Genomic DNA, 26,996 nt, shown 5'->3' with positions numbered 1-26,996 from the left:
CTCTCGTCGGACTGCCTCGGTCGAGTCTATTGATCGGCCCGACCCGGCGACATCGGCGCCGGGTCGGGCCGGAAAAAGCCGGAAAAAAAATTTGTCGGACCCCCGTGGTTGCATGCAGCCATGTCGCATACCTGGGACGCCGAGGCGCGTGCGGTCCTGGCGCCGGGCGCACGCGGCCTGGTCCGGATCGTGGGCGGGCCCGGCACCGGCAAGAGCAGCCTGCTGGCCGACGCGGCGATCGCCCGGATCGGTGCCGGCGCCGATCCCGAATCGGTGCTGCTGCTGACCGGTTCGGGCCGGATCGGGACGGGTGCCCGCGGCGCGCTGACGACGGCGCTGCTGCGGTCGCGGGGCGTCGGTGCGTGCCGGGCCGCGGTCCGCGAGCCGTTGGTGCGCACGGTGCACAGCTACGCCTATGCGGTGTTGCGGCGTGCCGCCGAGCGTGCCGGTGACGCGCCGCCGCGGCTGGTCACCAGTGCCGAACAGGACGCCATCATCCGCGAGCTGCTGGCCGGGGATGTGGCGGACGGCCCCCGCGCGGCGTCCGGGTGGCCGGACCATCTGCGTCCCGCCCTGGGCACGGCCGGCTTCGCGACCGAGCTGCGAAACCTGTTGGCGCGCTGCGCCGAACGCGGGGTCGATCCCCGGCAACTGGAACGGCTGGGCCGGCGGTGCCGGCGCCCGGAATGGAGCGCCGCCGGCAGGTTCGCGCGCCAGTACGAGCAGGTGATGCTGCTGCGTGCGGCGGTCGGGACGGCGGCACCGGAGGCGACGACACCGGCCCTGGGTGCGGCCGAACTCGTCGGCGCCGCCCTGGAGGCCTTCGCCGTGGACCCCGAGTTGCTGGCGGCCGAACGCGCCCGGATCCGCATCCTGTTGGTCGACGACGCCCAGCAACTCGACAGGCAGGCGGTCCAGTTGGTGCGGGTGCTGGCGGCGGGCAGCGAGCTCGCGCTCGTCGCCGGTGACCCCAACCAGGCGGTGTTCGGTTTCCGGGGTGGTGAACCCGCCGGGTTGCTCGCCGACGATTCGCCGGTGGTGGCGTTGGCGGTTTCGCACCGGTGCGCTCCGGCGGTGGCGCGCGCGGTCAGCGGTATCGCCCGCCGCCTGCCGGGTGGCACCGGCGGCCGGCAGATCGAGGGCACCGGTGACGAGGGGTCGGTGGTGGTGCGCCTGGCCGCCTCGGCGCACGCGGAGGCGGCGATGGTCGCCGACACGCTGCGGCGTGCGCACCTCGTGGACGGGATCCCCTGGTCGCAGATGGCGGTCATCGTCCGGTCGGTGCCGCGGCTCGGCCCGCGGTTGCAGCATGCGCTGGCCGCCGCCGGGGTGCCCGTCGCGCCGCCCGCGCTCGGCGGCCCGCTGTGGGCCGACCCCGCGGCCCGGGCACTGCTCACGGTGCTGCAGGCCACCGCCGAAGGACTCGACGGTGAGCTGGCGATCGCGTTGCTGACCGGTCCCATCGGCCGCGTCGACCCGGTGTCGCTGCGGCAGCTGCGCCGAGCGCTGCAGCGTGCCCGGCCCGGCGAACCCGGCCGTGCACCCGCGGGTTTGGGCGATCTGCTGGTGGCGGCCCTCACGGGTGCCGGGCCGCCGCCGGGCGGGCAGTTCCGCGCGCTGCGCCGGGTGCGCGCGGTGCTGGAGGCGGCGGCGCGCTGCCACCGGGACGGGCAGGATCCGCGCTACACCCTGTGGGCCGCCTGGCACCGCTCGGGTCTGCAGCGCCGCTGGCTGGCGGCGGCCGAGCGGGGCGGTCCCGCCGGCGCGCAGGCCGGCAGGAACCTCGAGTCGGTGACCGCGCTGTTCGACACCACGGATCACTACGTGGCTCGCACGTCGGGTGCGTCGCTGCGTGGACTCGTCGAGCACGTCGCGGCACTGCAACTGCCGGGCGTCGACCCCGGGCCGGTGTCGGGCGCGCAGCAGGTCCGGGTGCTCAGCGCGCACGCCGCGCTGGGCCGCGAGTGGGACCTGGTCGTCATCGCCGGGCTGCAGGAAGGGTTGTGGCCCAACACCGTTCCACGCGGAGGCGTGCTGGGCACCCATCGGCTGCTCGACGTGCTCGACGACGTCACCGAGGCCGCATCGGTGCGGGCGCCGCTGCTCGCCGAGGAACGGCGGCTGCTGGTGGCGGCGATGGGCCGGACGCGGCGCCGGTTGGTGGTGACGGCCGTGGACGGCGACACGGGCGGGCCGGCCGGTGAGGCCGCGCTGCCCTCGGTGTTCTTCTCCGAGCTCGCGCAGTTCGCCGATGGCGAATCGGAAACCGCTGCGGGGCAGCCTGTTTCGGCGCCCCGGGTGCTCTCCGCGGCGGCGCTGGTCGGCCGGTTGCGCGGTGTGGTGTGCGCGCCCGAGGGCGCCGTGGACGACGCCGCGCGCCGGTGTGCGGCCGCGCAACTGGCCAGGCTCGCCAAAGCCGGTGTGCCCGGCGCGGACCCGGCGGCCTGGCACGGGCTGACCGCGGTCAGCACCAGCGAGCCGCTGCACGGCGGCGACGACGTCGTCACTTTGACGCCGTCGACGTTGCAGACACTCAACGACTGCCCGCTGCGCTGGCTGGCCGAACGGCACGGCGGCACCAACGCCCGCGAGCTGCGGTCCACCCTCGGCTCGGTGCTGCACGCGCTGGTCGCCGAGCCGGGCAGAACCGAGTCGCAACTGCTCGCCGAGCTGGAACGGGCCTGGGAGCACCTGCCCTTCGAGGCCCGGTGGCATTCGGCCAACGAGCTGGCCCGCCACCGCGCCATGATCGAGGCCTTCGCCGAGTGGCGGGCACGGACCCGCGGGGAGCTGACCGAGGTCGGTGTCGAGGTCGAGGTCCACGGGGCGCTCGAAGCCGCCGACGGCGGCGGTGGAACGGTCCGGCTGCGCGGCCGCGTCGACCGGCTGGAGCGCGACGCGGCCGGGCGGCTGGTGGTGGTCGACATCAAGACCGGGAAAACACCGGTCAGCAAGGACGATGCCCAACAACACGCCCAGCTGGCCATGTATCAGCTCGCGGTGGCCGAGGGCATGATCGCCGCGGGTGACGAGCCGGGCGGCGCGCGGCTGGTCTACCTCGGCAGGGCCGGAACCGCGGGTGCCACCGAACGCGAGCAGGACCCGTTGACGCCGGCCGCCCGCGAGGAATGGCGCGCGGTGCTGCGCCGGGCTGCCGCGGCGACGGCCGGGCCGCACTTCACCGCCCGCCGCAACGACGGCTGCACACACTGCCCGATCCGGCCCTGCTGCCCCGCCCATCGTGAGGACCCCGCGACGTGAACCCCGCACCTCGCTACAGCCCGGCCGAATTATCCAGTGCGCTAGGGCTTTTCCCGCCCACCGACGAACAGGCCGCGGTCATCGCCGCCCCGCCGGGCCCGCTGGTCGTCATCGCCGGGGCCGGTGCGGGCAAAACCGAGACGATGGCCGCCCGGGTGGTGTGGCTCGTCGCCAACGGCTACGCGGATCCCGGCCAGGTGCTGGGGCTGACGTTCACCCGCAAGGCCGCCGGCCAGCTGCTGCGCCGGGTCCGGGCCCGGCTGGCGCGGCTGGCCGGCACCGGCCTGGGCCCCGCCGGCCTCGCGCCCCCGGAACCGGCCGGCACGCCGGTGGTGAGCACCTACCACGCGTTCGCCGGCTCGCTGCTGCGCGACTACGGGCTGCTGTTGCCCGTCGAGCCCGACACCCGGCTGCTCAGCGAAACCGAGTTGTGGCAGCTGGCTTTCGACGTGGTCAACGAATTTCGCGGGGAGTTGCACACCGACAAGACACCGGCCGCGGTCACCTCGATGGTGCTGCGGCTGTGGGGTCAGCTCGCCGAGCACCTGGTGGACACCGGCCAGCTCCGCGACACCCACGTGGAGCTCGAACGTCTGGTCCACGCGCTGCCCGCGGGTCCCTACCAGCGCGAGCGCGGGCCCAGCCAATGGCTGCTGCGGCTGCTGGCGACCCAGACCCAACGCGCCGAGCTGGTGCCGCTGCTCGACGCCCTGCGCGAGCGCATGAGCGCGGCGAAGGTGCTGGACTTCGGGGGGCAGATGGCCTCCGCGGCACGGCTGGCGTCGACCTTCGGGCAAGTCGGGCAGGAGTTGCGGAGCCGCTACCGGGTGGTGCTGCTCGACGAGTACCAGGACACCGGTCACGCGCAGCGCCTCGCCTTGTCGGCCCTCTTCGGCGGCGGGGCCGACGACGGTCTGGCGCTGACGGCCGTCGGCGACCCGATCCAGTCGATCTACGGCTGGCGCGGCGCCTCGGCGACCAACCTGCCGCGGTTCTCCACCGACTTCCCCCGGTCCGACGGCAGCCCGGCGCCCGTGCTGGAGTTGCGGACCAGTTGGCGCAACCCGCCGCGCGCGCTGCAGGTGGCCAACGCGATATCGGCGGAGGCGCGGCGGCGCTCGGTGGCGGTGCACGCGCTGCGTCCGCGCCCGGACGCGCCGCCCGGTACCGTCCGCTGCGCGTTGCTGCCCGACGTGGCGGCCGAGCGTGAGTGGATCGCCGACCACCTGTCGGGGCATTACCGGCGAGCCCGCGCCGACGGCGTCAGCCCCCCCACGGCCGCGGTCCTGGTGCGCCGCAACGCCGATGCCGCGCCCATCGCCGAGGCCCTGCGGGCGCGCGGGGTTCCGGTCGAGGTGGTGGGGCTGGCCGGCCTGTTGTCCGTGCCGGAGGTCGCCGACGTGGTGGCCATGCTGCGGCTGGTCACCGACCCGACGGCGGGTGCGGCGGCGATGCGGGTCCTGACGGGTCCACGGTGGCGCCTGGGTGGCCGCGACATCGCCGCGCTGTGGCGGCGCGCGCTGGTCATCGGCGGGGGCGGGCTGCGCCCGGGCGACGCGGCGTCGCCCGCGTCGATCGCGATGGCGGCCGATCCCGACGCCGACACCGCGTGCCTGGCCGACGCGATCAGCGACCCCGGCCCGGCCGGCTCGTATTCCGCGGCGGGATATCAGCGCATCACCGCGCTGGCCGCCGAGCTCGGCGCGCTGCGTGCCCACCTGGGTCATTCGCTGCCCGAGCTGGTCGCCGAGGTGCGTCGCGTGCTGGGGGCCGACTGCGAAGCCCGGGCCAAAGTGTCGGCGGGCTGGACCGGGGCCGAGCACCTCGACGCCTTCGCCGACGTGGTGGCCGGCTACGCCGAACGCGCGGGCGCGGCGGACGCGCCGGTGACGGCCTCGCCGGCGGGCCTGCTGGCCTACCTGGACGTGGCCGAGGCGGTCGAGAACGGTTTGGCGCCGGCCGCGCCGGCGGTGGCGCCCGAGCGTGTCCAGGTTCTCACGGTGCACGCCGCGAAGGGTTTGGAGTGGCAGGTGGTGGCGGTGGCGCACCTGTCCGGCGGCACCTTCCCGTCGACCGCGTCGAGGAGCACCTGGCTCACCGACGCCGCCGAGCTGCCGCCGTTGCTGCGCGGCGACCGCGCCGCGGCGGGCGCACTGGGTATCCCGGTGCTGGACACCTCGGCGGTCACCAACCGGAAACAACTGTCCGACGCGATCTCCGATCATCGCCGCCAGCTCGAGCAGCGGCGCACCGACGAGGAACGGCGGCTGCTGTACGTGGCCATCACCCGCACCGAGGACACCCTGCTGGTGTCGGGTCACCACTGGGGGGCCACCGGGGCCAAACCGCGCGGGCCCTCGGACTTCCTGTGCGAGCTCAAGGAGATCATCGAGGGTTGCGCCGCGGCCGGCGAGCCCTGCGGGGTGGTCGAACAGTGGGCGCCCGCCCCGGCCGACGGTGAGCGAAATCCCCTGCGCGACAATGCCATCGAAGCGGTGTGGCCGGCCGACCCGTTGGCCGGGCGCCGCGACGCCGTCGAACGCGGGGCGTCGCTGGTGCGGCGGGCCATGGCGGCCGAGGAGGCCCGGGACGGCGATGACGGCGTTGACGTCGTCGACGTCGACGGCTGGGCCGCCGACGTCGACGCACTGCTGGCCGAGCGGGCGCGGGCGGTGCGCCGCCCCGTCCCCGCGCTGCCCGGCCAGCTGTCGGTCAGTGGACTGGTCGACCTGGCCCGCGACCCGGACGGCGCCGCGCAGCGCCTGCTGTATCGGCTGCCGACCCGGCCGGATCCGAATGCATTGCTGGGCAGCGCCTTCCATACCTGGGTGCAGCAGCACTACGGCGCCGAGTGGTTGTTCGATCTGGGTGACCTGCCGGGCGCGGCCGACTCCGGCGTCGGCCACGATCGGGAGTTGGCCGCGTTGCAGGAGTCGTTCGCCGGATCGCGGTGGGCGGCCCGCACACCGGTGGCCGTCGAGGTGCCCTTCGAGATGCCGATCGCCGACACCGTGGTGCGCGGCCGCATCGACGCGGTCTTCGCCGACCCCGACGGCGGCGCCACCGTCGTGGACTGGAAGACCGGTGACCCCCCGCGGGGGGCGGCGGCGCTGCGCCAGGCCGCCGTCCAGCTGGCGGTGTACCGCCTGGCGTGGGCCGCGTTGACCGGAGTCCCGGAGTCGGCGGTGCGTGCCGCCTTCTACTACGTGCGCACCGGCGCCACCGTCGCGCCGCAAGAACTGCTCGAGCCGGACGAGCTGGCCGCATTGCTGGAAGGTTTCACGGCGAGCCACCGCGTCGCCGGGTGATGCCAAGTCCCCGGCGACGGGCGCGGGTGGTTACATTTGATCGCGTGCGTGTCTCGTGCGCCGGGTCTGAGCCGATGATGGACCGCCGTGGGCAACGGTAAGTCGCGGCAACTGAGCGGTCTCAAGCAAAGGCTGACCACCCAACCCGGTCACCAGCTGGTCGGCGTCGTGCGCATTCCCGAAGACCCCGCCAGCCCCGCCCGCGTCATCACGCGCCGCGTCGCCATCGCATTGGTGGTCCTGTTCGTCGCCGCCGCCATCGTCTATGTCGAACGCGGCGGCTACCGCGACGTGCGGAACCAGCAACTGACGTTTATCGACTCGCTGTACTTCGCGGCGGTCTCGCTGTCCACGACCGGTTACGGCGACATCACCCCGATCACCGAAGCCGCGCGTCTGACCCACACCGTGATCTTCACTCCGCTGCGGATCGCGTTCCTGGCCGTGCTGGTCGGCACGACGCTCGAGGTTCTTTCCGAGCGGTCCCGGCAGGGGTGGAAGATCCAGCGTTGGAGGAACAAAGTGCGCAACCACACCGTCGTGATCGGTTACGGCACCAAGGGCAAAGCGGCCGTCGCCGCCAAGGTCGGCGACGAGGCCGCCGAGGGCGAGATCGTCGTCGTCGACACCGACCGGACGGCGCTCGAGCGCGCCGCGGCCGCCGGCCTGGTCACCGTGCACGGCGACGGCACCAAGTCCGACGTGCTGCGGTTGGCCGGGGTGCACCACGCCTCCTCGGTGATCGTGGCGACGGGCCGCGACGACACCGCCGTCCTGGCGACGTTGACGGCGCGCGAAATCGCGCCCAAAGCCAAGATCGTGGCCGCGATCCGGGAGGCCGAGAATCAGCATCTGCTGCAGCAATCGGGCGCGGACTCGGTGGTGGTCTCGTCGGAGACGGCCGGCCGGCTGCTCGGCCTCGCCACCAGCACACCCAGCGTGGTGCAGATGTTCGATGATCTGCTGACCCCGGACGTCGGCCTGGCCATCGCGGAACGCGAGGTCGACCAGAACGAGATCGGCGGTTCGCCGCGCCATCTGCGCGACACGGTGCTCGGCGTGGTGCGCGACGGTCGGCTGCTTCGCATGGGCGCACCGGAGGCGGACGCGATCGAGGCCCACGACCGGCTGCTCTACATCCGCAGCGCGGGGCAGTAGTGGCGACCGAGTTTCGGCTGCGGGAGGTCCCCCTGCTGTCGCGCGTCGGTGCCGACCGTGCCGATGCGCTGCGCACCGATGTCGACGCGGCCGCCGCCGGATGGGCCGACGCGGCACTGTTGCGGGTGGACTCGCGCAATCAGGTGCTGGTCGCCGACGGCCGGGTGGTGCTCGGCGCCGCGGCGGCCCACGCCGACACCCCGCCGCCGGAGGCGGTGTTCCTGGGCCGCATCGACGGTGGCCGCCACGTCTGGGCGATCCGGGGCGCGCTGCAAGCGCCCGAGTCCCCCGACACGGAGGTCGAGGTGGTGAACCTGCGCAGCCTCGGCCCCGTCTTCGACGACACCAGCAGCCAGCTCGTCTCGTCGGCCCTCGCGCTGCTGAATTGGCACGACCGGGCGCGGTTCAGCTCGGTGGACGGGTCCCCGACGAAGCCGGCGCGGGCGGGCTGGTCGCGGATCAACCCGGTCACCGGTCACGAGGAGTTCCCGCGTATCGACCCGGCGGTGATCTGTCTGGTGCACGACGGCGGCGACCGCGCGGTGCTGGCCCGCCAGGGCGCATGGCCGGAACGGATGTTCTCGCTGCTGGCCGGATTCGTCGAAGCCGGCGAATCCTTCGAGGTGTGCGTCGCCCGGGAGATCCGGGAGGAGATCGGCCTGAGCGTCCACGACGTGCGCTACCTGGGCAGCCAGCCCTGGCCGTTCCCGCGCTCGCTGATGGTCGGCTTCCACGCCGTGGGCGACCCGTCCGAAGAGTTCTCGTTCAACGACGGCGAGATCGTCGAGGCGGCGTGGTTCACCCGAGCCGAGGTGCGCGCCGCGCTGGACGCCGGCGACTGGAGCAGCGCGTCGGGGTCGAAACTGCTGCTGCCCGGGTCGATCTCGATCGCGCGGACGATCATCGAATCATGGGCCGCGATCGACTGATCAGCCGCCGACGTCGGCCAGCTTCGCCTTCACCTCGGCGGCGCTCGGGTTGGTCAGCGTCGATCCGTCGGCGAACTTGACCGTCGGGACCGTCCGGTTGCCGCCGTTGGCCGCGGCGACGAACTCCGCGGCTGCCGGGTCCGCTTCGATGTCGACCGCTTCGTAGGCGATCCCGTTGGACCTGAGCACCGTCATGAGCCGGTGGCAGTAGCCACACCAGGACGTCGTGTACACGGTGACGGCAGCATTCGTCATGACAGCCAAGGTAGCCCGGCGGCCCGGACGACGGCGAATCCGGCCGGACTGTGCATGAACCTGAGGCCGGGAGGGCGTCGCGGGATGCACACGCGCCGCCGGCGGCGCGACACGCCGGGGGCCACGTTTGTCGGCGGCCGCTGCCAAGATGGACCCCATGCCGATGGTCGCCGATTCCCTGACCGCCGGGCTGGACGACGAGCAGCGCGACGCCGTGCTGGCCCCGCGCGGACCGGTCTGCGTGCTCGCCGGCGCCGGGACGGGCAAGACGCGCACCATCACGCACCGGATCGCCCAGCTCGTCGCCGGCGGCCATGTCGCCGCCGGGCAGGTGCTGGCCGTCACGTTCACCCAGCGGGCGGCGGGGGAGATGCGGTCCCGGCTGCGGGCGCTCGATGCCGCCGCCCGGACCGGCGCCGGCGTCGCCGCCGTGCAGGCCCTGACGTTTCACGCCGCCGCGCACCGGCAGCTGCGGTACTTCTGGCCGCGGGTGGTCGGCGACACCGGCTGGCAGCTGCTGGACAGCAAGTACGCCGTCGTGGCGCGGGCGGCCGGGCGCGCCCGGCTCAACGCCGGCACCGACGACGTGCGCGACCTGGCCGGCGAGATCGAGTGGGCCAAGGCCTCGCTGATCGGCCCCGAGGACTACGCCGGCGCGGTGGCCGCCGCGGGCCGGGACACCCCGCTGGACGCCGCGCAGGTGGCGGCCGTGTACTCCGCCTACGAGGCGCTCAAGGTCCGCGACGAAGCGGTCACGCTGCTCGATTTCGACGACCTGCTGCTGCACACCGCGGCGGCGATCGAGAACGACACGGCGGTGGCCGAGGAGTTCCGCGACCGCTACCGCTGCTTCGTCGTCGACGAGTACCAGGACGTCACCCCGCTGCAGCAGCGGGTGCTTTCGGCATGGTTGGGCGACCGGGACGACCTGACCGTCGTGGGCGACGCCAACCAGACCATCTACTCGTTCACCGGGGCCTCGCCCCGCTTCCTCCTCGACTTCTCCCGGCGGTTTCCCGACGCCACGGTGGTGCGCCTGGAGCGTGACTACCGCTCCACCCCCCAGGTGGTGTCCCTGGCCAACAAGGTGATCGCCGCGGCCCGCGGCCGGGTGGCCGGCAGCAAGCTGCAACTGACCGGTCAGCGCGCACCCGGCCCGGTCCCGTCGTTCCGCGAGCATCCCGACGAACCCGCCGAGGCCGCCGCGGTCGCGGCGTCGATCGCCCGGCTGATCGAGTCCGGCACCGCCCCCGGCGAGATCGCCGTGCTGTACCGGGTCAACGCGCAGTCCGAGGTCTACGAGGAGGCCCTGACCGAGGCGGGCATCGCCTACCAGGTGCGCGGCGGCGAGGGGTTCTTCAACCGCCAGGAGGTCAAGCAGTCGCTGCTGGCGCTGCAGCGCGTGGCCGAACGCGACCCCGAGGGCCCCCTGCCCGAGGTGGTACGCGCCGTCCTGGAACCGCTGGGCCTGAGCGCCGAACAACCGGTCGGCACCCGGGCCCGGGACCGGTGGCAGGCGCTGAGCGCGCTGGCCGCGCTGGTGGACGACGAAGTCGCGCAACGCCCGCAGCTGACGCTTCCGGCCCTGCTGGCCGAGCTCCGGACCCGCGCCGACGCGCGGCACCCGCCGCCGGTGCAGGGCGTCACCCTGGCCTCCCTGCACGCCGCCAAGGGACTCGAGTGGGACGCGGTGTTCCTGGTCGGGTTGGCCGACGGCACGCTGCCCATCTCGCACGCATTGGCGCACGGCGCCCAGAGCGAGGCCGTCGAGGAGGAGCGCCGGCTGCTGTACGTCGGCATCACCAGGGCCAGGGTGCATCTGGCGCTCAGCTGGGCGCTGGCGCGCAGCCCCGGCGGGCGGCAGAGCCGCAAGCCGTCGCGATTCCTCAACGGCATCGCCCCGCAGGCCCGCGCCGACGCCGCGCCGGTCAAGTCGCGGCGCGCCCGGGGCGCGCCGACCCGCTGCCGGATCTGCAACACCAACCTGACCACCCCGGCGGCCGTCATGCTCTCGCGCTGCGAGACCTGCGCCGCCGACGTCGACGAGAACCTGTTGCTGCGGCTCAAGGCCTGGCGGCGCGACACCGCCACCGAGCAGAACGTGCCCGCCTACGTCGTCTTCACCGACAACACGCTGATCGCGATCGCCGAGCTGCGGCCCGAGGACGAGGCGGCGCTGATCGCGATCCCCGGTATCGGCGCGCGCAAGCTCGAACAGTACGGACCCGACGTGCTGGACATGGTGCGCAGCCGCTGAGGCGCAAACCCGCAGGCCAGAAAATCGGTTGTGGCCGCGGGCCGCCGCCGTCTACCCTCGAGACACGCTGTGCCGCCAGGAGGCGAAAGGAGGGTGGCCACGATGCCGACCATGCCGACCCTTCATGCCGCCCACGCCGCCGCCCGGGCGGCCCGGGGCACACACGCCAAGCGCCGTGCCGCCGCCGCCGCCGCGACATGCGCGTCCGTGCACCGGGGTCATCGGTAACCAGCCCGGTCAGCCATCAGGCCACGGACCCGAAGTCACCAGGATCCGAGGCCACAGTTCTCACCCCGAAACCAGCAGTCTGGTCCGGATCCCCACCCAGCACAGGGACCCAGACCAGAAAGCAGGTGAACGGGCATGTCGGCACCGACAGTCCCCAGACAGCCGCTCCCGTGCCGTGCCGGCGATCCTGACCTCTGGTTCGCCGAGACACCCACCGACCTGGAGCGCGCCAAGACGCTGTGCGGGAGTTGCCCGCTGCGCCGCGACTGCCTGGCCGCGGCCCTGGAACGGGCCGAACCGTGGGGTGTGTGGGGCGGCGAGATCCTGCACCGCGGCGCGATCGTGCGCTGCAAACGCCCGCGCGGACGCCCCCGCAAGGACGAGGTCGCCGCTTAGACGACGGCGCTGTCGGGCTCGGCGAAGCCGGGGATCAGCTCTTCGGAGAGCGCCTTGATCGGCACGCTGGCGTCCAGCTGGCACAGGATCGCCGCCACCGACGCGATGACGCGCATCGGTATCGCGAGCTTGGGCGGCAGGTCCATCTGCCGAGCCGTCTTGATCTGGGACACCGACCGGTCGATCTGGCTGTAGGTCATCTTCTGCAGCCACTTGCGGGTGTAGTGGAACACGTCGACCTGCACGGGCTCGACGTATTGGCGCAGCATCTCGTCGATGTCGCGCACCGACACCTGCTGGCCCTTCTGGATGAAGCCGACCTTCTCCATCGTCGGCAGCAGCAGGTCGTAGTTCTTGTCGCGGGCCAGCCGGATCGTCATCCCGAGCTCGATCGGATAGCCGCCGGGCAGCGGCGCGACGGCACCGAAGTCGATGACGCCCATCCGGCCGTCGGGCAGCAGCATGAAGTTGCCCGGGTGGGCGTCGCCGTGCAGCATTCCCAGCCTGCGCGGCGCGTCGAAGGTGAGTTCCAGCAGCCGGGTGCCGATCAGGTCGCGCTGCTCGGGGGTGCCGTGGCGGATGATCTCCGCCAGCGGCATGCCGTCGATCCATTCCTGGACGACGACCTTGGGGGCGCTGGCCACGACGTGCGGTATCGCGAACCGCGGGTGCCCCGCGTAGGCCTTGGCGAAGGCGCGCTGGTTGTCGGCCTCCAGCCGGTAGTCGAGTTCCATCTCGGTGCGCTCGATCAGTTCGTCGACGACACCCTGGACGTCGGCGCCGGGGGCGAGTTGCTTGGCCAGCCCGATCATGCGCTGCATGGTCTTGAGGTCGGCGCGCAGCGCCTCGTCGGCGCCGGGGTACTGGATCTTGACGGCCACCTCCCGGCCGTCGGACCACACCGCCTTGTGGACCTGGCCGATGCTGGCCGAGGCCACCGGCGTGTCGTCGAACGAATCGAACCGCTCGCGCCACTTGGTGCCCAGCTGGGCGTCGAGCACCCGGTGCACCCGGTGGGCGGGCATGGGTGGGGCGTCCTTCTGCAGCTTGGTCAGGGCTTCGCGGTAGGGCTCGCCGTACTCCTCGGGGATGGCGGCTTCCATCACCGAGAGCGCCTGGCCCACTTTCATCGCGCCGCCCTTGAGTTCGCCGAGAACGGTGAACAGCTGGTTGGCGGCCTTCTCCATCAGCTCGGCCTGGACGTCGTCCTTGGACTTGCCGGTCAGCCGCTTGCCGAAGCCGAGCGCGGCCCGGCCGGCGAAGCCGACCGGGATGCTGGCCAGCTTCGCGTTGCGCGCAGCACGGCCGCGTTTGATGTCTGCCACACACCCATCATCCACGACGGTCAGCCTCCCCGGGGTGTTGATCTCGCAACAGCCGGGCGCCGGGCCGTGCCGGCCGCAGTCCGGCGACGGGGCGACACGCGCATCCGCACGGTGGACCGGGACGGCCCCTCGCGGCGGTGTCAGCAGGAGCACAGCGGATGCCTGCTCCACTGGCGCGCCACCAGGGCTCCGGCGGTGAGATCGAATTCCAACGTGGCGTTCAACGCCTGGGGCGGGCCGGGATCGGGTGCCCCCTCCTGCCCGCGGACCGCGGCGATCACCCGGTTCACCTGGCTGAGCGCCAGCGCCGCCGTCGCCAGCAGGGTGGCCCGGTCGGCGACCCCGACGGCGTCGCGCAACTGCGCGGCGATCGCCGGCCACGCCGCGTCGCGGTCGCGACGGTGCAGGTCCGCGCAGCCCAGGCAGCTGGTCACCCCGGGGATGACCAGCGGGCCCACCAGCCCGGTGCCGTCGCGCACGCGCACCGGCAGGTGCGGCACTTTGCGCTTGTGCAACTCGCGCAGCATGCGCGGGTCGGCGACCAGGTAGTCCGCCAGCACGACCAGGTCCACGGCGGCGGTCGACATCGCGGCGTGCGGCTGGCTGCTGTGCGCGATCCGGGCTCCGGAGCAGCGCAGCGACTCCACGAGCAGGTCCGACAGGGGCCCGCGGCCGTGGACCCGGATCGACGCCGTCCGGCCGCCGGCCCGGCGGCATTCGGTGGCGACGCCGGCGCCGACGAGCTGTGCCACCAGGTGGGTCAGCCCGTCGGGATCGTTGCACCCCCGGTCGACGGCCCGGCGTTGCAACTCGGGCAGCGGCGTCGGAGATCGCATGGACTGCAGCAGCGCGGCCAGGTCGGCGGCGGCCAGCCCGCGCGGCGGCTGTATGAGCACGGCGCGGCGGGGGTCCCAGCCCACCTGGACCGCGCCGTCGGGCCGCAGGAGGACCGGCATCGCCGGGTCCAGCGCGTAACGGGCCGGAGCCAGGACCGGGGGCATGAGTCGAGACTGTGCCAGCCCGGGCGGACCGCCGGATTCAGTTATCCACAGAGCCGCTGTCCGGGCCCCGGTCCTGGGGTGCCCGGTCCTGGGGTGCTCGGTCCTGGGGTGCTCGGTCCTGGGGTCCCCGGTCGGCGGGGTCGCGCTCGACCGGGTCCTTCTCGAACTGGGCGAGCGCCTCGTCGATGCCGCTGGTGTCGCCGCCGATGACCCGGTCGATGAAGCCGGCCGGCTCATCGAGGTCGTCCGCCGACGGCAGCAGGTCCGGGTGCGCCCAGATGGCGTCGCGGGCGTCGGCGCCCGCGGCCTGCGTCAGGCGCTCCCACAGCGCGGCGGCCTCGCGCAGCTTGCGGGGCCGCAGCTCCAGGCCGACCAGCGTGGCGAACGTCTGCTCGGCCGGGCCCCCGCTGGCCCGGCGCCGGCGCAGGGTCTCGGCGAGCGCGGCCGTGCCCGGAATCCGGTCGCCCAGCGCCGCGGTCACCACCACCTGCACCCACCCGTCGATGAGGGCCAGCAGCGTCTCGAGGCGTTCCAGCGCCTGCTTCTGGGCCGGTGTCGCCTTGGGCTCGAAGACCCCCTGGCCGAGCAGGTTCTCCATGGCCGCGGGATCCGACAGCGACGACGGGTCGAAGTTGCGCGCCAGCTCTTCGATCCCGCTCATGTCGATCTGCATGCCCCGGGCGTAGGCCTCCACCGCGCCCAGCAACTGGCCGGTCAGCCAGGGCACGTGGCTGAACAGCCGGTGGTGTGCGGCCTCGCGCGCGGCCAGGAAGGTGAGGATCTCGCTGCGCGGCTGCTCGAGCCCGGCGGCGAACGCTTCGACGGCCTCCGGCAGGATCGCGGCCACTCCCTTGGGGCCCAGCGGCAGCCCGATGTCGGTGGAGGTCAGCACCTCGCGGGACAGCCGGCCCAGCGCCTGGCCCAGCTGCGAACCGAACGCCATGCCGCCCATCTGGGACATCATCGCCAGCAGCGGTCCCGCCATGCTCTTGGCTTCCTCGGGCAGCGAGGACGCCCACACCGACGAGATCTGCTCGGCCATCGGATCGCAGAGCCGCTTCCAGGTTTCCAGGGTGTTGTCCACCCAGTCGCCCGGCGACCAGCCCACCGCCTTGCTGGTGCCGGCGGGCAGCGCCGTGGCTCCGTCCAGCCAGGTCTCGGCGAGGTGCACCGCGTCCGCGATCGCCGCGTTCGTCGTGGCGGGTACCGGTGCGGCGAACCCGATCGAGCTGGCCGCGACGCGGCGCGCGAGTTCGTAGTTGATCGGGCCCGAGGTTTTGCCCCCGGCCATGACGGTGCCCGCGCTGTTGAACATCTGACCCAGTTGGGTGAAGATCTGCCCCAGCTCGCCCATGCCGAAGTCGCCGCCGAAGCCGAACGCGCCGAACGGGTTGGAGGCGCCCGACCCGGAGTGGGGGTCCTTCGTGCTGTCGCGGCCCCGCTCGTTTTCCGGGGGCTCGTTTTCCGGGGGCTCGTCTTCCGGGGAGAAGCCAAAAGGCAGGTCAGCCATAACCCCAACGGTACCCATCGCCGGGACGGAACGTGGAATCCCGGGTCACGCTCGTAGCTGAAGGAGCCCAACGGAGAGCCCGTCTAGTGTAATCGGCGTGAACAGGCGGATTGTGACCTTGATGGTCGCGCTGGTGCCGATCGTGGTGTTCGGGGTGCTGCTGGCGGCGGTGACGGTGCCGTTCGTGTCGTTGGGGCCCGGCCCCACTTTCGACACGCTCGGCGAGGTGGACGGCAAGCAGGTGGTGCAGATCCAGGGAGCGGTCACCCACCCGACGACCGGTCACCTCAACATGACGACCGTGTCCCAGCGCGACGATCTCTCGCTGGGAGAGGCGCTGACACTGTGGCTTTCGGGGCAGGAACAGTTGGTGCCGCGCGACGTCGTCTACCCGCCGGGCAAGTCGCGCGAGGAGGTGGACAAGGCCAACAACGCCGACTTCAAGCAGTCCGAGGACAGCGCCGAGTACGCCGCCCTGGGGTACCTGAAGTACCCGTCCGCGGTCACGGTGGCGACGGTCAGCGATCCCGGCCCGTCGGCGGGCAAGCTGAAATCCGGGGACGCCATCGACGCCGTCGACGGCGTCCCCGTGGCCGATGTCGAGGCGTTCACCGGGTTCCTCAAGCACACCAAGCCCGGCCAGGTGCTGACGATCGACTTCCGCCGCAAGAACGAGCCGGCCGGCGTGGCGCAGATCACCCTCGGCGCGAACAAGGACCGCGACTACGGCTTCATGGGTGTCGCCGTGCTCGATGCGCCGTGGGCGCCGTTCGAGGTGACCTTCAACCTGGCCAACATCGGGGGACCGTCGGCCGGGCTGATGTTCAGCCTGGCCGTGGTCGACAAGCTCACCACCGGCGAGCTGGCCGGCTCGAAGTTCATCGCCGGGACGGGCACCATCTCCGCCGACGGCAAGGTGGGCCAGATCGGCGGCATCACGCACAAGATGGCTGCCGCGCACGCCGCCGGCGCCACCGTTTTCCTGGTGCCCGCGAAAAACTGCTACGAGGCGAGTTCGGACAACGGGACCGGCATGCGCCTGGTCAAGGTCGACACGCTCAGCGAGGCGGTGGACGCGCTGCACAAGATCACGTCGGGGGGTCAGCCGCCGACGTGCTAGACGATGACGTGCCAGACGATGACGAACGCGCGGCAGGACGAGGTGCGTACAGTTGTGACCGTCTAGTTGTGACCGTCTAGTCGTGACCGTCTGGGAAAATCCGTGGAAACGCAGCAAACTGTCAGGGACCGTCCGGCGGGACGGCTCCGGCCACATTGATCCCAGTTGACGCCAGTTGACGCCAGCCTCATCGATCAGGAGCGTAGCCAGTGGGGATGCGGCCCACCGCAAGAATGCCGAAGCTAACCCGGCGCAGCCGAATTCTGATCATGATCGCACTCGGCGTGATCGTCCTGCTGCTCGCCGGCCCGCGACTGATCGATGCGTACGTCGACTGGCTGTGGTTCGGCGAGCTGGGGTATCGCTCGGTGTTCACCACCGTGCTGGTCACCCGCCTCGTGGTCTTCCTGGTGGCCGGTCTGCTGGTCGGCGGCATCGTGTTCGGGGGGATGGCGCTGGCCTACCGGAGCCGCCCGGTGTTCGTCCCGGGCAACGACAACGATCCGGTGGCACGCTATCGCGCCGTCGTGATGTCACGCCCGTACCTGGTCGGCGTCGGGGTCCCGGTCGCGATCGGGTTGCTGGCCGGCATCATCGCGCAGAGCTACTGGGTGCGCATCCAGTTGTACCTGCACGGCGGCGACTTCGGCATCAAGGACCCGCAGTTCGGTAAGGACCTGGGCTTCTACGCGTTCGACCTGCCGTTCTACCGGCTGGTGCTCGGCTACGTGTTCATCACCGTGTTCCTGACGTTCTTGGCGAACCTGTTGACGCACTACCTGTTCGGCGGGATCCGGCTCTCGGGCCGCAGCGGCGCGCTGAGCCGCTCGGCGCGCATCCAGTTGGTCAGCCTGGTCGGGACGCTGGTGCTGCTCAAGGCGGTCGCCTACTGGCTGGACCGCTACGAGTTGCTCGCGCACAGCCGCGGCGGCAAGCCGTTCACCGGTGCGGGCTACACCGACATCAACGCCGTGCTGCCGGCGAAGCTGATCCTGATGGCGATCGCCCTGATCTGTGCCGCCGCGGTGTTCTCCGCGATCACGTTCCGGGACTTGCGGATTCCGGCGATCGGCCTGGTGCTGTTGCTGTTGTCGTCGGTGATCGTGGGCGCCGGCTGGCCGTTGATCGTCGAGCAGATCAGCGTCAGACCCAACGCGGCGCAGAAGGAAAGCGAGTACATCAGCCGCAGCATCACCGCGACGCGCCAGGCCTACGGCCTGACCTCCGATGTCGTGACGTATCGCAACTACTCCGGCGACGCCAGGGCCACCGCCCAGCAGGTCGCGGCCGACCGCGCCACCACGTCGAACATCCGGCTGCTGGACCCCACGATCGTCAGCCCCGCCTTCACCCAGTTCGAGCAGGGCAAGAACTTCTACTACTTCCCCGACCAGCTGTCCATCGACCGCTACCTCGACCACACCGGCGCGTTGCGCGACTACGTCGTCGCGGCGCGGGAACTCAACCCGGACCGGCTGATCGACAACCAGCGGGACTGGATCAATCGGCACACCGTCTACACCCACGGCAACGGGTTCATCGCCTCGCCGGCGAACACGGTGCGCGGCATCGCCAACGACCCCAACCAGAACGGTGGCTACCCGGAGTTCCTGGTCAACGTCGTCGGCGCCAACGGCGTCGTGATATCCGACGGGCCCGCTCCGCTGGACCAGCCGCGCATCTACTTCGGCCCCGTCATCGCCAACACGTCCGCCGACTACGCGATCGTCGGACGCAACGGGGCGGACCGCGAATACGACTACGAGACCAGCAACGAGACCAAGAACTACACCTACACCGGGCTCGGCGGGGTGCCGATCGGCAGCTGGCTGTCCCGCAGCGTGTTCGCAGCCAAGTTCGCGGAGCGGAACTTCTTGTTCTCCAACGTGATCGGGTCCAACAGCAAGATCCTGTTCAACCGTGACCCGGCGGCGCGCGTCGAGGCGGTGGCCCCGTGGCTGACCACCGACAGCGCCGTGTACCCGGCGGTGGTGAACAAGCGATTGGTGTGGATCATCGACGGCTACACCACGCTGGACAACTACCCGTACTCCCAACTCACCTCGTTGGAGTCGGCGACCGCCGACTCCAACGAGGTGGCGTTCAACAGGCTGGGACCCGACAAGCAGGTCTCCTACATCCGGAACTCGGTGAAGGCCACCGTCGACGCCTATGACGGGACCGTCACGCTGTACCAGCATGACGAGAACGACCCGGTGCTCAAGGCCTGGATGCGGGTCTTCCCCGGCACCGTCAAGCCCAAGAGCGAGATCACCCCGGAGCTGGCCGACCACCTGCGCTACCCCGAGGACCTCTTCAAGGTGCAGCGGATGCTGCTGGCCAAGTACCACGTCAACGACCCCGTGACGTTCTTTTCCACCTCGGATTTCTGGGACGTGCCGCTGGATCCGAACCCGACCGCCAGCAGTTATCAGCCGCCGTTCTACATCGTCGCGAAAAACATTGCCAAGAACGACAATTCGGCGTCGTACCAGTTGACGAGCGCGATGAACCGGTTCAAGCGGGACTACCTGGCCGCCTACATCAGCGCCAGCTCCGACCCGGCGACCTACGGCAGGATCACCGTGCTGACCATCCCGGGGCAGGTCAACGGGCCCAAGCTGGCCAACAACGCGATCACCACCGACCCGGTGGTGTCCCAGGACCTCGGCGTGATCGGGCGCGACAACCAGAACCGGATCCGGTGGGGCAACCTGCTGACGCTGCCGGTCGGTGAGGGCGGGCTGATGTACGTCGAACCGGTCTACGCCTCGCCGGGGGCCAGCGACGCCGCCTCGTCGTACCCGAGGCTGATCCGGGTGGCGATGATGTACAACGAGAAGATCGGATACGGGCCCACGGTGGGCGACGCGCTGAACGGCTTGTTCGGTCCCGGCGCGGGTGCCGCCGCGACGGGCATCCAGCCCACCGAGAACGGCGGCGCGGCGAACCCGCCCGCGAGCGCGCCGGCGCCGGCCGCCACGCCCGGGTCGCCGCCCTCGCCGCCGCAGGCGGTGCCGCCGGCGCCGGACGGGTCGGTGACCTTGACTCCTGCGAAAGCCGCTGCGCTGCAAGACATCCAAACGGCGTTGAGCGCGGCCAGGGACGCACAGAAGAAGGGCGACTTCGCCGCCTACGGCGCGGCGCTGCAGCGGCTCGACGACGCCATCACCAAGTACAACAACGCGAAGTAGGTTGCCAAATAGGCTGGCCGTTCAGGACACGCGGTTGCGGGCACGGCCGTTGGGCTGCATGTCCTCCAGGAGCCGGCGCAGCCAGGTGAACCACAGCGTGTTCCGCATGCCGTGCCGCCGGCGCAGGTGGGCGTCGCGGAGCCGCGAGGCCTGGTGACGGGCGGGGACGTCGGGGACGTCGGGGACGTAACTCATGTGCCAGCCGGCCCGGGCCAGAGCCGGGGCGAGCAGCTCCTCCTCGCCGCCGAGCCACAGCCGCGCCGAGAAGCCGCCGGCGGCCGGGTGCGCCTCGCGGCGGACCACCGACACCCCGGCCGGGAAGCTCGGCAGCGGGCGCCCGGGGATGCCCCGGGTGCGCTCCACGGTGAGTCGGGCATCTCCGAACAGATGGCGTCGAACTCGCCGCCGGGTTCGACGAGGCTGCTGCCGGACACCGAGATTGCGGCCGACGGTGCCGGGGCTGGCCCCAGGGGTGAGCAGCGGGATGCCGCGTTCGCACCATGTCGGCGGTCCCGGCGGTCGGGGGTGATCGCCACCACGCTCACACGTCCGCCGGGTGACACCCGTCCTCCTCGATCTCGGCGCCGGAAACCGGCGCGACGCCTCGCCGCGGCGAACGATCTGCTCCGACGGTTACCGGGGTGGCACCGGCGGGCTATGACGGCGCCGGCGGGCCGCGAGCTCGGTGAACCGCCCGCCGGGCGGCCGCACCGGCCCGGCGCCGCAGGACCGGCTCAGCGCCGGCTTTGCCCGGTGACCCCGCGCGCCGGTCCTGGCGATTTGGTGGCGTGCTGCGCGTTCGGTAACCTGGCATTCACCAACGCGGGGTGGAGCAGCTCGGTAGCTCGCTGGGCTCATAACCCAGAGGTCGCAGGTTCGAATCCTGTCCCCGCTACCAGGTGAAATGGCTCCCGGAGATCTCTCCGGGGGCCATTTTCGTGGAGGTTGGGAACGCTTTTGGGAACATTAGGGTGGGTAACGAGCTTTCCGCGGTCCACGAGGTGGCCGCGATAAGCCTGGCGATTGCGCTAATCGAGCGCGCGTGCCAGGCGTCGCAGCGCTAGGCCTAAAGCTGCTCCCGAGGTCGAAATCGTCGGGCAGGAGGGTGGGCCTCACCTACTCGATGCGAACGAGACTTCCTGGGCGTTTTCGCGCTGGACGACCTGACCGGGTTCCCGATCAGCGCAGGTCAGACCGGTTGGTTGTGTTGGGCGCGGAAAGCTCTACTGAGGCCCGTCAGGGACCGAACCGGTGACCGAGGCCGACACAGCGAACCCAGTCACCGGCGCAGCGATTTGGGTAGCTCCTGGGCAAGCCTCATCGTGATCGCCTGCACACGGACCAGGCATTGGTCCACTAGATCGAGGTAACCAGCTGTCGAGATGTCGGTGCGGCCTTTGAGCACGTTGAAAGAATCGTGGTGGATCCGCGCCAACCCGATCTTCCGGTCACGCGTGGCGCCAGTTTTAGGGCCGATGTAGCCGTAGTAGAAGAAATCGACACCGCACCGGTCGCTCCAATCGTCGGCCTCGTTCGCTGCGCTGATCGCCCGCGGCATGGGATGAAAGTCGTCCATTTGACGGATGAGCCGAAGCATCAAGCCGAACCTCGGGAACTCGAATGGATTATCGATGTCCAACTGCTCAGGCAGGTTTCCTCGTTGGGTGACAGGCGGCAGCGCCAAGCGCGCATCACTCAACGCGCCTTCGAGCCACGAGAGAGTCCACGGCTGGAGTTCCGGTGGGTCTCCGATCGGCTCGGGCACCATCTCTAACGACACCTCCACTCCCAGCATGTCGCAGGCCTGTTGGGCCGTTTGGATGCTGGACTGAGCAACGTGAATCACCTGTTGGAGCAGGGGTTCGATTCGTGCTCTCGCCCTTGCGGCCCGTACGCGCACCACGATGACGTTTGACAGGAGCAGGGTGGGGCCGATGAGAGCGAGGTCGGCGAGGAGGTTCACGCTGAACCCGGTTGAGTCCCAAGGCTTGGCCCACCACCCCCACCCCATGCCTAGAGCGGCCAGGCTGATCAAGACTCCGGAAGCAGTCAGCGCCGCTGGAATGGGGTCGCTCTGCCTGCTTGTCACCCAGTTTCGCGCTCGCTTCCACGGCGAATAGGCGTCGCGGCACATCAGCTGCCCTCGCTGTCGGCATCGTCGGGCCCGGGCGGCGTCGGGGCGGCGCAGGCCTGATGGAAGAGATTCATCGCGGCGATGTGGAGATTGATCGCTGCCTTGAGCGTGCGGAAGACGAACTTGGGGTCCGGCCGAGTCCAGAAAACGAACTCGCCGTCGATCTCCTCAGACTCATTGATGGAGCTGCCGAATGACCTGTGGAACGACGGATGCGTCAGCCCGCTGACAAACATCCATCCGCCCGCACATGACCTGCCGCGCCACGGACCGTCGATGCCCTGCTCAGCACCAGCCTGCCGAAGTAAGGCCTCGTAGCCGCCTGGAACGCCGTGCTCGAACTCGGCCTGGTCGATCCCTAGGTTTGCGGCGGTCTCAAGGATCCACTGCCAGCGCATTCGTCGTCTGGGAGCGGCGTCGCGGCGGAAAGCCTGCACTTGAGCGCGCATGTTCGGAGGGTCATCGTCGAAAGGGCGGGTTTGGACGTCAACGGTCTTACCGTCGTAGTCAAGCTCGGCCTTCAGTATTTGCAGGAGCCGTAAGACGCGGTCACGCTGCTGCTCGGGTCCCAGCACCCAGGCAGTCTGACCGCTCGACTCCATCACGCCTCGGATCAACGGGTAAAGCGAGAACCGAAGGAGCTGCAACTCCTTCGGACGCGGAAGCATCAATTGGTGCAGGGACCCGAGCAGTTCCGCCGAGCTGTCTAGGTAGTGCGCGCAGGCTACCGGCATGTTGAGACGAAGGCTTTGTGTCGCGGCTTGATCGGCGGCCATGCGGCTGCCGTCGCTGATCTTGGGCATCTCCACCCCAACGAAGAACCTGGGAATCCCCTCAAGCATTGCGACGATCAAATCCTTGAGGGCATCCTCGGACTGCGGTTCCTCGTCGCCGGTTACCAAAGGGCCTCGATCCCAACACCAACCACGGTTGCCGACGATAGCGCGATGAGCGCAGCGCGCTACGAATCTGGGGCGTCCGCCTCGGTAGTCGTCGCGTCAGCCATTCAGTTCCACGGTGCTCTCACCGAACTTGGCGATAATCCGCAGACTTCCCCCGAGTGCGGCCACGTACGACTGCAGCGTGCCGAGTTCAGTGTGCGAAAGGTCGCCGCTCTCCAACTTCGATACCCGAGCTTGGGAAACGCCCATGATGGCGGCGACGTCGGCCTGGCGGGCATGTCCATGCGCCTTGCGTATGTCGGCAAGGCGCTGCGCCTGCACGGCGTCGTGCATTTCCTTGCGCGCGACATCGGCGCGGGCCGGGTCCACCCTTCCCTGCGCGATGGCTTCCGCACGAATCTCACGCCAGTTGCGTGCCACGATCATTCACCTCCTCGTTCGCCAGCCAGTTCTCATACCGCTGCTCGGCCACCGGAATGTTGTCGTCGTACCAGCTCTTCCAGTTGCCTGCCTTGTCCCCGCCGAGCAGCAAGATCGCCTGACGCCGCGGATCGAAGATGAACAGGATCCGAATGCTGGTACCCGCCGGCCGCAGCTCCTTCAAGCTGTGGAACTTCGATCCCTTTACCTTGTCCGCCGTCGGCCGGCCTAGCGTTGGTCCTTCCAGCTCGAGCAGGTCGATGGCCCCGGTGACCGCTGCCATCGCTTCGTCGTCGAGCGAGAAGTACCAGGCTTCAACCTCCTCTAGCAGGATCACATCCCAGGCCATCGACATTAATATAACTCCAGTGTTATATGCAACTTTTCAAGGCGAAGGGGGGTCATGTCGAGCCCTCGCCGTCCTGCCACGCGTCGCCGAGCAGGAATTCGGCGGCCTGTTCCGCTGCCTCGCGATCGTCGTTTCCCAGCACATGGGCGTAGGTCTCCAGGAAGAACCCGACATTGGCGTGGCCGATGCGCTCACTGATCACTTTCGGGCTGATGCCAGCCCGCAAACTGGTAACGAGCAATCTTCGAACGTTGCGAATGCCTAGCCGCGGGCACCGCTGGCGTGAGGCATTCGTCATGGTTGGTGACTGGTGTTCTGGGTGAGTTGGGCGGCGTAGCGGTTCCAGTCGCCGCCGGCGTCGTGGACCCAGTGGACGGCAGTGGTGGGGTGGATTCCGAGGAGGTCGGCGATGACGGCGGCGGGTAGTTGGGCGGCGAGGTGGGTGAGTGCGGCGCGGCGGCCGGGTTGGGCTCGGATCCCGAGTTTGCGGAGGCGCTCGCCGAGTCGGGCGGCGGTGAGGGGTCTGCCGGGTTGCAGTCCGGGGAACAGCCAGCGGGTGGTGGGTGGAGTGCCGACTCCGGTGTAGGGGCGGCCGTCGCGAGCGAGGGTTCCGATGAGCCCGGCGAGGGGTTCGGGGATGTGTAGGTCGTCGGTTCCGAGTCGGAGAAAGACTTGCGGGCCTTGCGTTTTGATCTGGTCGTGGGTGATCGCCACGATCCGGGCCAGGTGCTGGCCGTAGAGCAGCAGTAGTGCTCCGGCGACCCGGTCGGTGAGGTCGATGGTGTCATCGTGCAGGAGCCGGGCGATCTGGGCCCACCGTTGGTCGTGGTCGGTGGCCGGGCCGGGGTTGCGGCCCGGGGCGGCGATGGTAACCGGGTCGGTGTGACCGGTTGCGGCGGCCCATTGGAGGAAGTCGCGGACGCGGTAGCGGGACGGCGGTTGTCCGGCCAGGTAGGTGTCGATGTCGGCTTGGCCGCATGGCGTCTCGGCAGGCTTTCCAGGCCTCGCGCTCGGTGTCAAACCCTCCTTTGGTGATCCAGGGATACCGCCCGGTCGACGGGTCACGCTCGGGGACGCGAAACTTGTAATACCACACCGAACCGCGCTGAAGCACCGTGCCTTTCACGATGCGACCAGTTCGCGTAGGCCGTCGGTTACAACGTAGATGCGGCCGCCGAGCCGACGGACGGGCAGCTCGCCGGAGGCCACCAACCGATAGGCTGCGGCCCGGCTGATTCCGAGCAGCTGGGCGGCGCGGGGTACGGCGAGCAGCAGGGGAAGGTCACTGAACACGTTGTTCTCCAAGATAATTCACCACCTTTCCACAATGTTGGACGGATTGTTCTTCGGATGATCGGATCCTGTGGACTTGCGGGCTGCACTGTGGACAAAACTTTGCTGCTTCTGTTCCGTCTAGCTCGGTGACCGTGATTGTGCGAGAACGCGCGTCCTCGCATTCGCCACACCACGGCACATTGGTTATGGGCGGGTCAGGTGGCTGTCCGAGATCAGTGAGACGCCGGGCCAGCACCCGAACTGGATCACGCGCCCCATTCGGGTTCCGGATCAGAAGGTCGGTGAGATCTGCGGCCAGCCAGCCGCGCGCCAGGGCAGACTCGATGGCCGGTCGAAGACTGCGCGCGTCGTGGGTCCCGAGCTTCCACGCTCTGGTCACAGATTCCAAGACCAGTACCGCGGCGTCGCCCGGTTCGGATGGTGATTCGGTTGATGGGTTCAAGGGGTCCCGCTGTGGGACCCTCGGGGGGTGCCGCTTTGACACCGTCCCCGTCTCAATGCGAGACGGCCCCCGTCCCGCTGCGGGACGGGGGGATCCCGGATCGGGACCGGGTAGAACATGCGGCGCCCGAGGATGATTCAGGTAGTAGCGGGTTGAACGGCGGGCCCCGGAGTCGTGGAATTGCGGACGCCGGCTCATCAACCCGCACGTCTCCAGATAGCTCAGCGCACGCAAGATCGTGCTTCTGCCGGCACCGGATTCGGCCATGAGTGTGCGAATTGAGGGGTAGCACGAGAAGTTTTCGTCCGCCTTGTTTGCCAGCAGGACGAGAATGAACTTCGCGACCGGATGTGCGATGTCCGAGTCTTTCGCCCAAGCGAGCGCTTCCCAGCTCATTCTGAAGCGCTGATCGCGAACTGCCTACGGGCAGCCGTCTCGGCGGGCTGCACCTCAGGGCGATCCGTCTCGCGTCGTTTCATGTCTAGAACGGTAAGCCGCCCAATGGCGCTATACGACGGTCGGGTGAATAAATTTCGTCGAATTTCGCTGCGACACACCCGATTACCGCTATGTACCGAAACACATTGAAACAACGTGAAACCCGCTGCTTCACAACGGCATCACTCGGACCGGGCTGTGGCTGAGCCGGGGGCCATCATGGATGGCTCCCTTGCTCCGCTTGGCCCTGCAAATTTCACATCGGCCGCAAAGGCTCGGAATGGTTGGATGGCTCCGCCTTAGCCATTGATGAGTCGTGCCCGCCTGAGCGAATCGAGCATGCGCTGAGCGGCGCGCAGCGTCGGGGCATGCGCGGCGGCGTTCAACCGTCCTGAGTCCGCTTCGGCGGCCAACGATTCCAAAACAGTGCGGCACGCGCGGGGTGACCTCAGCACGATCTGTGCGGCCTCGGCTGGGCTGGAATGGACCTCCCTTGTCTCGATCCGGACGCGTTCCACGATCCGCTCGATGGGTTTCTCGACCACCTCGACCCGCACCGACACCGCACCGTTCTTGGCCGCGCGGCGCTCCTCGTAGGCCGCTCGCCGGCATTGTTGGGAGCACCAAATCGAGGGACGTCCGGGCTTGGGTGGCCAGGTGCTACTGGGCATCTCCGCGCTACATCTCGGGCATCGTTTCGCTGGCATGGAATTGATGCTAAGGGATACCTCATTAGCGAAGCTTAAGCGGCGCAGCCGTGAGTTTTGAGTCAAGTACGCGGTTGGGGTCGTGAGTGGTCAGGCGGCGAGTTGAGCGTGCTGGGTGAGTTCGTCGAAGGCAGCTTGGTAGGCGCGGGCGGCGTTGTGCAGCTTGGTGTTTCGTGGAGGGCTGGGGTCGCTTGTCAGAGCCAGCCCGGTTCGGAGCAGATGGTCGTGGGCGTGGGTGAACAGCAGCGCGTTCTGCAGCCCAGTGTCGGTGACGGTGTAGCGGCGGGTGCGGGGGATGCGTTCGATGAGGCCGTGGGCACGCAGGCGCCGCAGGTCGTAGGTCATCTGCCCGGCGGTGATGTGTTC

The 26,996-nt window shown here is 70.0% G+C and carries 22 protein-coding genes, 1 tRNA gene and 2 pseudogenes; 9 read left to right on the top strand and 16 right to left on the bottom strand.

What is annotated here, in order from left to right:
- Positions 1-120 precede the first annotated feature (120 nt).
- From FPZ47_RS14605 to nudC, 4 genes are all read left to right on the top strand, one after another.
- Positions 121-3,261 carry an ATP-dependent helicase gene (locus FPZ47_RS14605; protein ID WP_144952287.1) on the top strand — a complete coding sequence of 1,047 codons (3,141 nt, stop codon included), beginning with the start codon at positions 121-123 and terminating at the stop codon, positions 3,259-3,261.
- Positions 3,258-6,569 (top strand): ATP-dependent helicase, encoded by a 3,312-nt coding sequence (locus FPZ47_RS14600; RefSeq protein ID WP_144952285.1) that lies wholly within the window; start codon positions 3,258-3,260, stop codon positions 6,567-6,569. The genes FPZ47_RS14605 and FPZ47_RS14600 overlap by 4 nt, the downstream gene beginning before the upstream one ends.
- 87 nt (positions 6,570-6,656) lie before the next feature.
- The gene (locus FPZ47_RS14595; RefSeq protein ID WP_144952283.1) at positions 6,657-7,727 is read left to right on the top strand and encodes a potassium channel family protein; all 1,071 of its coding nucleotides are present in this window, start codon (positions 6,657-6,659) and stop codon (positions 7,725-7,727) included.
- Entirely contained in the window at positions 7,727-8,656 is a 930-nt protein-coding gene (nudC, locus tag FPZ47_RS14590) for an NAD(+) diphosphatase (protein WP_144952281.1), read from the top strand. The genes FPZ47_RS14595 and nudC overlap by 1 nt, the downstream gene beginning before the upstream one ends.
- On the opposite strand, the gene mrx1 is transcribed toward nudC, so the two are convergent.
- Positions 8,657-8,911 (bottom strand): mycoredoxin Mrx1, encoded by a 255-nt coding sequence (gene mrx1, locus FPZ47_RS14585; RefSeq protein ID WP_144952279.1) that lies wholly within the window; start codon positions 8,909-8,911, stop codon positions 8,657-8,659.
- Between the two features lie 157 nt (positions 8,912-9,068).
- Between mrx1 and FPZ47_RS14580 the strand changes: the two genes are divergently transcribed.
- The gene (locus FPZ47_RS14580; protein ID WP_168209456.1) at positions 9,069-11,168 is read left to right on the top strand and encodes an ATP-dependent DNA helicase UvrD2; all 2,100 of its coding nucleotides are present in this window, start codon (positions 9,069-9,071) and stop codon (positions 11,166-11,168) included.
- 363 nt (positions 11,169-11,531) lie between these two features.
- Positions 11,532-11,792 carry a WhiB family transcriptional regulator gene (locus tag FPZ47_RS14575; protein WP_144952275.1) on the top strand — a complete coding sequence of 87 codons (261 nt, stop codon included), beginning with the start codon at positions 11,532-11,534 and terminating at the stop codon, positions 11,790-11,792.
- Here FPZ47_RS14575 and FPZ47_RS14570 read toward each other — a convergent pair.
- From FPZ47_RS14570 to FPZ47_RS14560, 3 genes are all read right to left on the bottom strand, one after another.
- Positions 11,789-13,132, bottom strand: coding sequence for a macrolide-binding ATPase MABP-1 (locus tag FPZ47_RS14570; RefSeq protein ID WP_144952273.1), 1,344 nt, complete (start codon positions 13,130-13,132; stop codon positions 11,789-11,791). The two genes, FPZ47_RS14575 and FPZ47_RS14570, sit on opposite strands and share 4 nt — an antisense overlap.
- A 125-nt stretch (positions 13,133-13,257) precedes the next feature.
- On the bottom strand, positions 13,258-14,118 hold the full coding sequence (locus FPZ47_RS14565) for a cyclodehydratase (RefSeq protein ID WP_144952271.1): 861 nt from the start codon (positions 14,116-14,118) through the stop codon (positions 13,258-13,260).
- A gap of 37 nt (positions 14,119-14,155) precedes the next feature.
- Positions 14,156-15,646, bottom strand: a complete 1,491-nt coding sequence (locus FPZ47_RS14560) for a zinc-dependent metalloprotease (RefSeq protein WP_144952269.1) — start codon at positions 15,644-15,646, stop codon at positions 14,156-14,158.
- Positions 15,647-15,725: 79 nt separating this feature from the next.
- On the opposite strand from FPZ47_RS14560, the gene FPZ47_RS14555 reads away from it, so the two are divergent.
- Both FPZ47_RS14555 and FPZ47_RS14550 read left to right on the top strand, forming a co-directional pair.
- On the top strand, positions 15,726-16,748 hold the full coding sequence (locus tag FPZ47_RS14555) for a YlbL family protein (RefSeq protein ID WP_144952267.1): 1,023 nt from the start codon (positions 15,726-15,728) through the stop codon (positions 16,746-16,748).
- Positions 16,749-16,957: 209 nt separating this feature from the next.
- Positions 16,958-19,942 carry a UPF0182 family protein gene (locus tag FPZ47_RS14550; RefSeq protein WP_144952265.1) on the top strand — a complete coding sequence of 995 codons (2,985 nt, stop codon included), beginning with the start codon at positions 16,958-16,960 and terminating at the stop codon, positions 19,940-19,942.
- 21 nt (positions 19,943-19,963) lie between these two features.
- Here the strand turns inward: FPZ47_RS14550 and FPZ47_RS14545 are convergent, their stop codons facing one another.
- Positions 19,964-20,305 (bottom strand): glycosyltransferase family 2 protein, encoded by a 342-nt coding sequence (locus FPZ47_RS14545; protein ID WP_144952263.1) that lies wholly within the window; start codon positions 20,303-20,305, stop codon positions 19,964-19,966.
- Positions 20,306-20,763: 458 nt separating this feature from the next.
- Here FPZ47_RS14545 and FPZ47_RS14540 point away from each other — a divergent pair.
- Positions 20,764-20,840: transfer RNA gene (locus tag FPZ47_RS14540), tRNA-Met, on the top strand.
- Between the two features lie 381 nt (positions 20,841-21,221).
- Here the strand turns inward: FPZ47_RS14540 and FPZ47_RS14535 are convergent.
- The 11 genes and pseudogenes from FPZ47_RS14535 to FPZ47_RS28395 form a co-directional block, all read right to left on the bottom strand.
- Positions 21,222-21,905: a hypothetical protein gene (locus FPZ47_RS14535; protein WP_144952261.1), complete on the bottom strand. Its 684-nt coding sequence runs from the start codon at positions 21,903-21,905 to the stop codon at positions 21,222-21,224.
- Between the two features lie 170 nt (positions 21,906-22,075).
- Positions 22,076-22,978 (bottom strand): hypothetical protein, encoded by a 903-nt coding sequence (locus FPZ47_RS14530; protein ID WP_144952259.1) that lies wholly within the window; start codon positions 22,976-22,978, stop codon positions 22,076-22,078.
- A 96-nt stretch (positions 22,979-23,074) separates the two neighbouring features.
- Positions 23,075-23,404 (bottom strand): helix-turn-helix domain-containing protein, encoded by a 330-nt coding sequence (locus FPZ47_RS14525; RefSeq protein ID WP_144952257.1) that lies wholly within the window; start codon positions 23,402-23,404, stop codon positions 23,075-23,077.
- Positions 23,379-23,747, bottom strand: a complete 369-nt coding sequence (locus FPZ47_RS14520; RefSeq protein ID WP_144952255.1) for a type II toxin-antitoxin system RelE/ParE family toxin — start codon at positions 23,745-23,747, stop codon at positions 23,379-23,381. Before FPZ47_RS14520 ends, FPZ47_RS14525 begins: the two co-directional genes overlap by 26 nt.
- Positions 23,748-23,799: 52 nt before the next feature.
- Complete coding sequence (locus tag FPZ47_RS14515; protein WP_246133429.1) at positions 23,800-23,988, bottom strand: hypothetical protein; 189 nt, start codon at positions 23,986-23,988, stop codon at positions 23,800-23,802.
- A gap of 53 nt (positions 23,989-24,041) precedes the next feature.
- Positions 24,042-24,767 (bottom strand): site-specific integrase, encoded by a 726-nt coding sequence (locus tag FPZ47_RS29495; protein WP_246133430.1) that lies wholly within the window; start codon positions 24,765-24,767, stop codon positions 24,042-24,044.
- 13 nt (positions 24,768-24,780) lie between these two features.
- A pseudogene (locus FPZ47_RS29490) lies at positions 24,781-24,843 on the bottom strand (hypothetical protein); the annotation flags it as partial.
- Positions 24,844-24,869: 26 nt separating this feature from the next.
- Complete coding sequence (locus FPZ47_RS14500; protein WP_225345502.1) at positions 24,870-25,052, bottom strand: helix-turn-helix domain-containing protein; 183 nt, start codon at positions 25,050-25,052, stop codon at positions 24,870-24,872.
- The gene (locus FPZ47_RS14495; protein ID WP_144952249.1) at positions 25,030-25,881 is read right to left on the bottom strand and encodes a helix-turn-helix domain-containing protein; all 852 of its coding nucleotides are present in this window, start codon (positions 25,879-25,881) and stop codon (positions 25,030-25,032) included. Before FPZ47_RS14495 ends, FPZ47_RS14500 begins: the two co-directional genes overlap by 23 nt.
- A gap of 341 nt (positions 25,882-26,222) precedes the next feature.
- Positions 26,223-26,486: a hypothetical protein gene (locus tag FPZ47_RS14490; RefSeq protein WP_144952247.1), complete on the bottom strand. Its 264-nt coding sequence runs from the start codon at positions 26,484-26,486 to the stop codon at positions 26,223-26,225.
- Between the two features lie 234 nt (positions 26,487-26,720).
- A pseudogene (locus FPZ47_RS28395) lies at positions 26,721-26,996 on the bottom strand (hypothetical protein); the annotation flags it as partial.

This window comes from Mycobacterium helveticum, assembly GCF_007714205.1.
GTDB lineage: Bacteria > Actinomycetota > Actinomycetes > Mycobacteriales > Mycobacteriaceae > Mycobacterium > Mycobacterium helveticum.
Note: the sequence above shows the minus strand (reverse complement) of the source record. Positions and strands in the feature narration are given on the sequence as shown.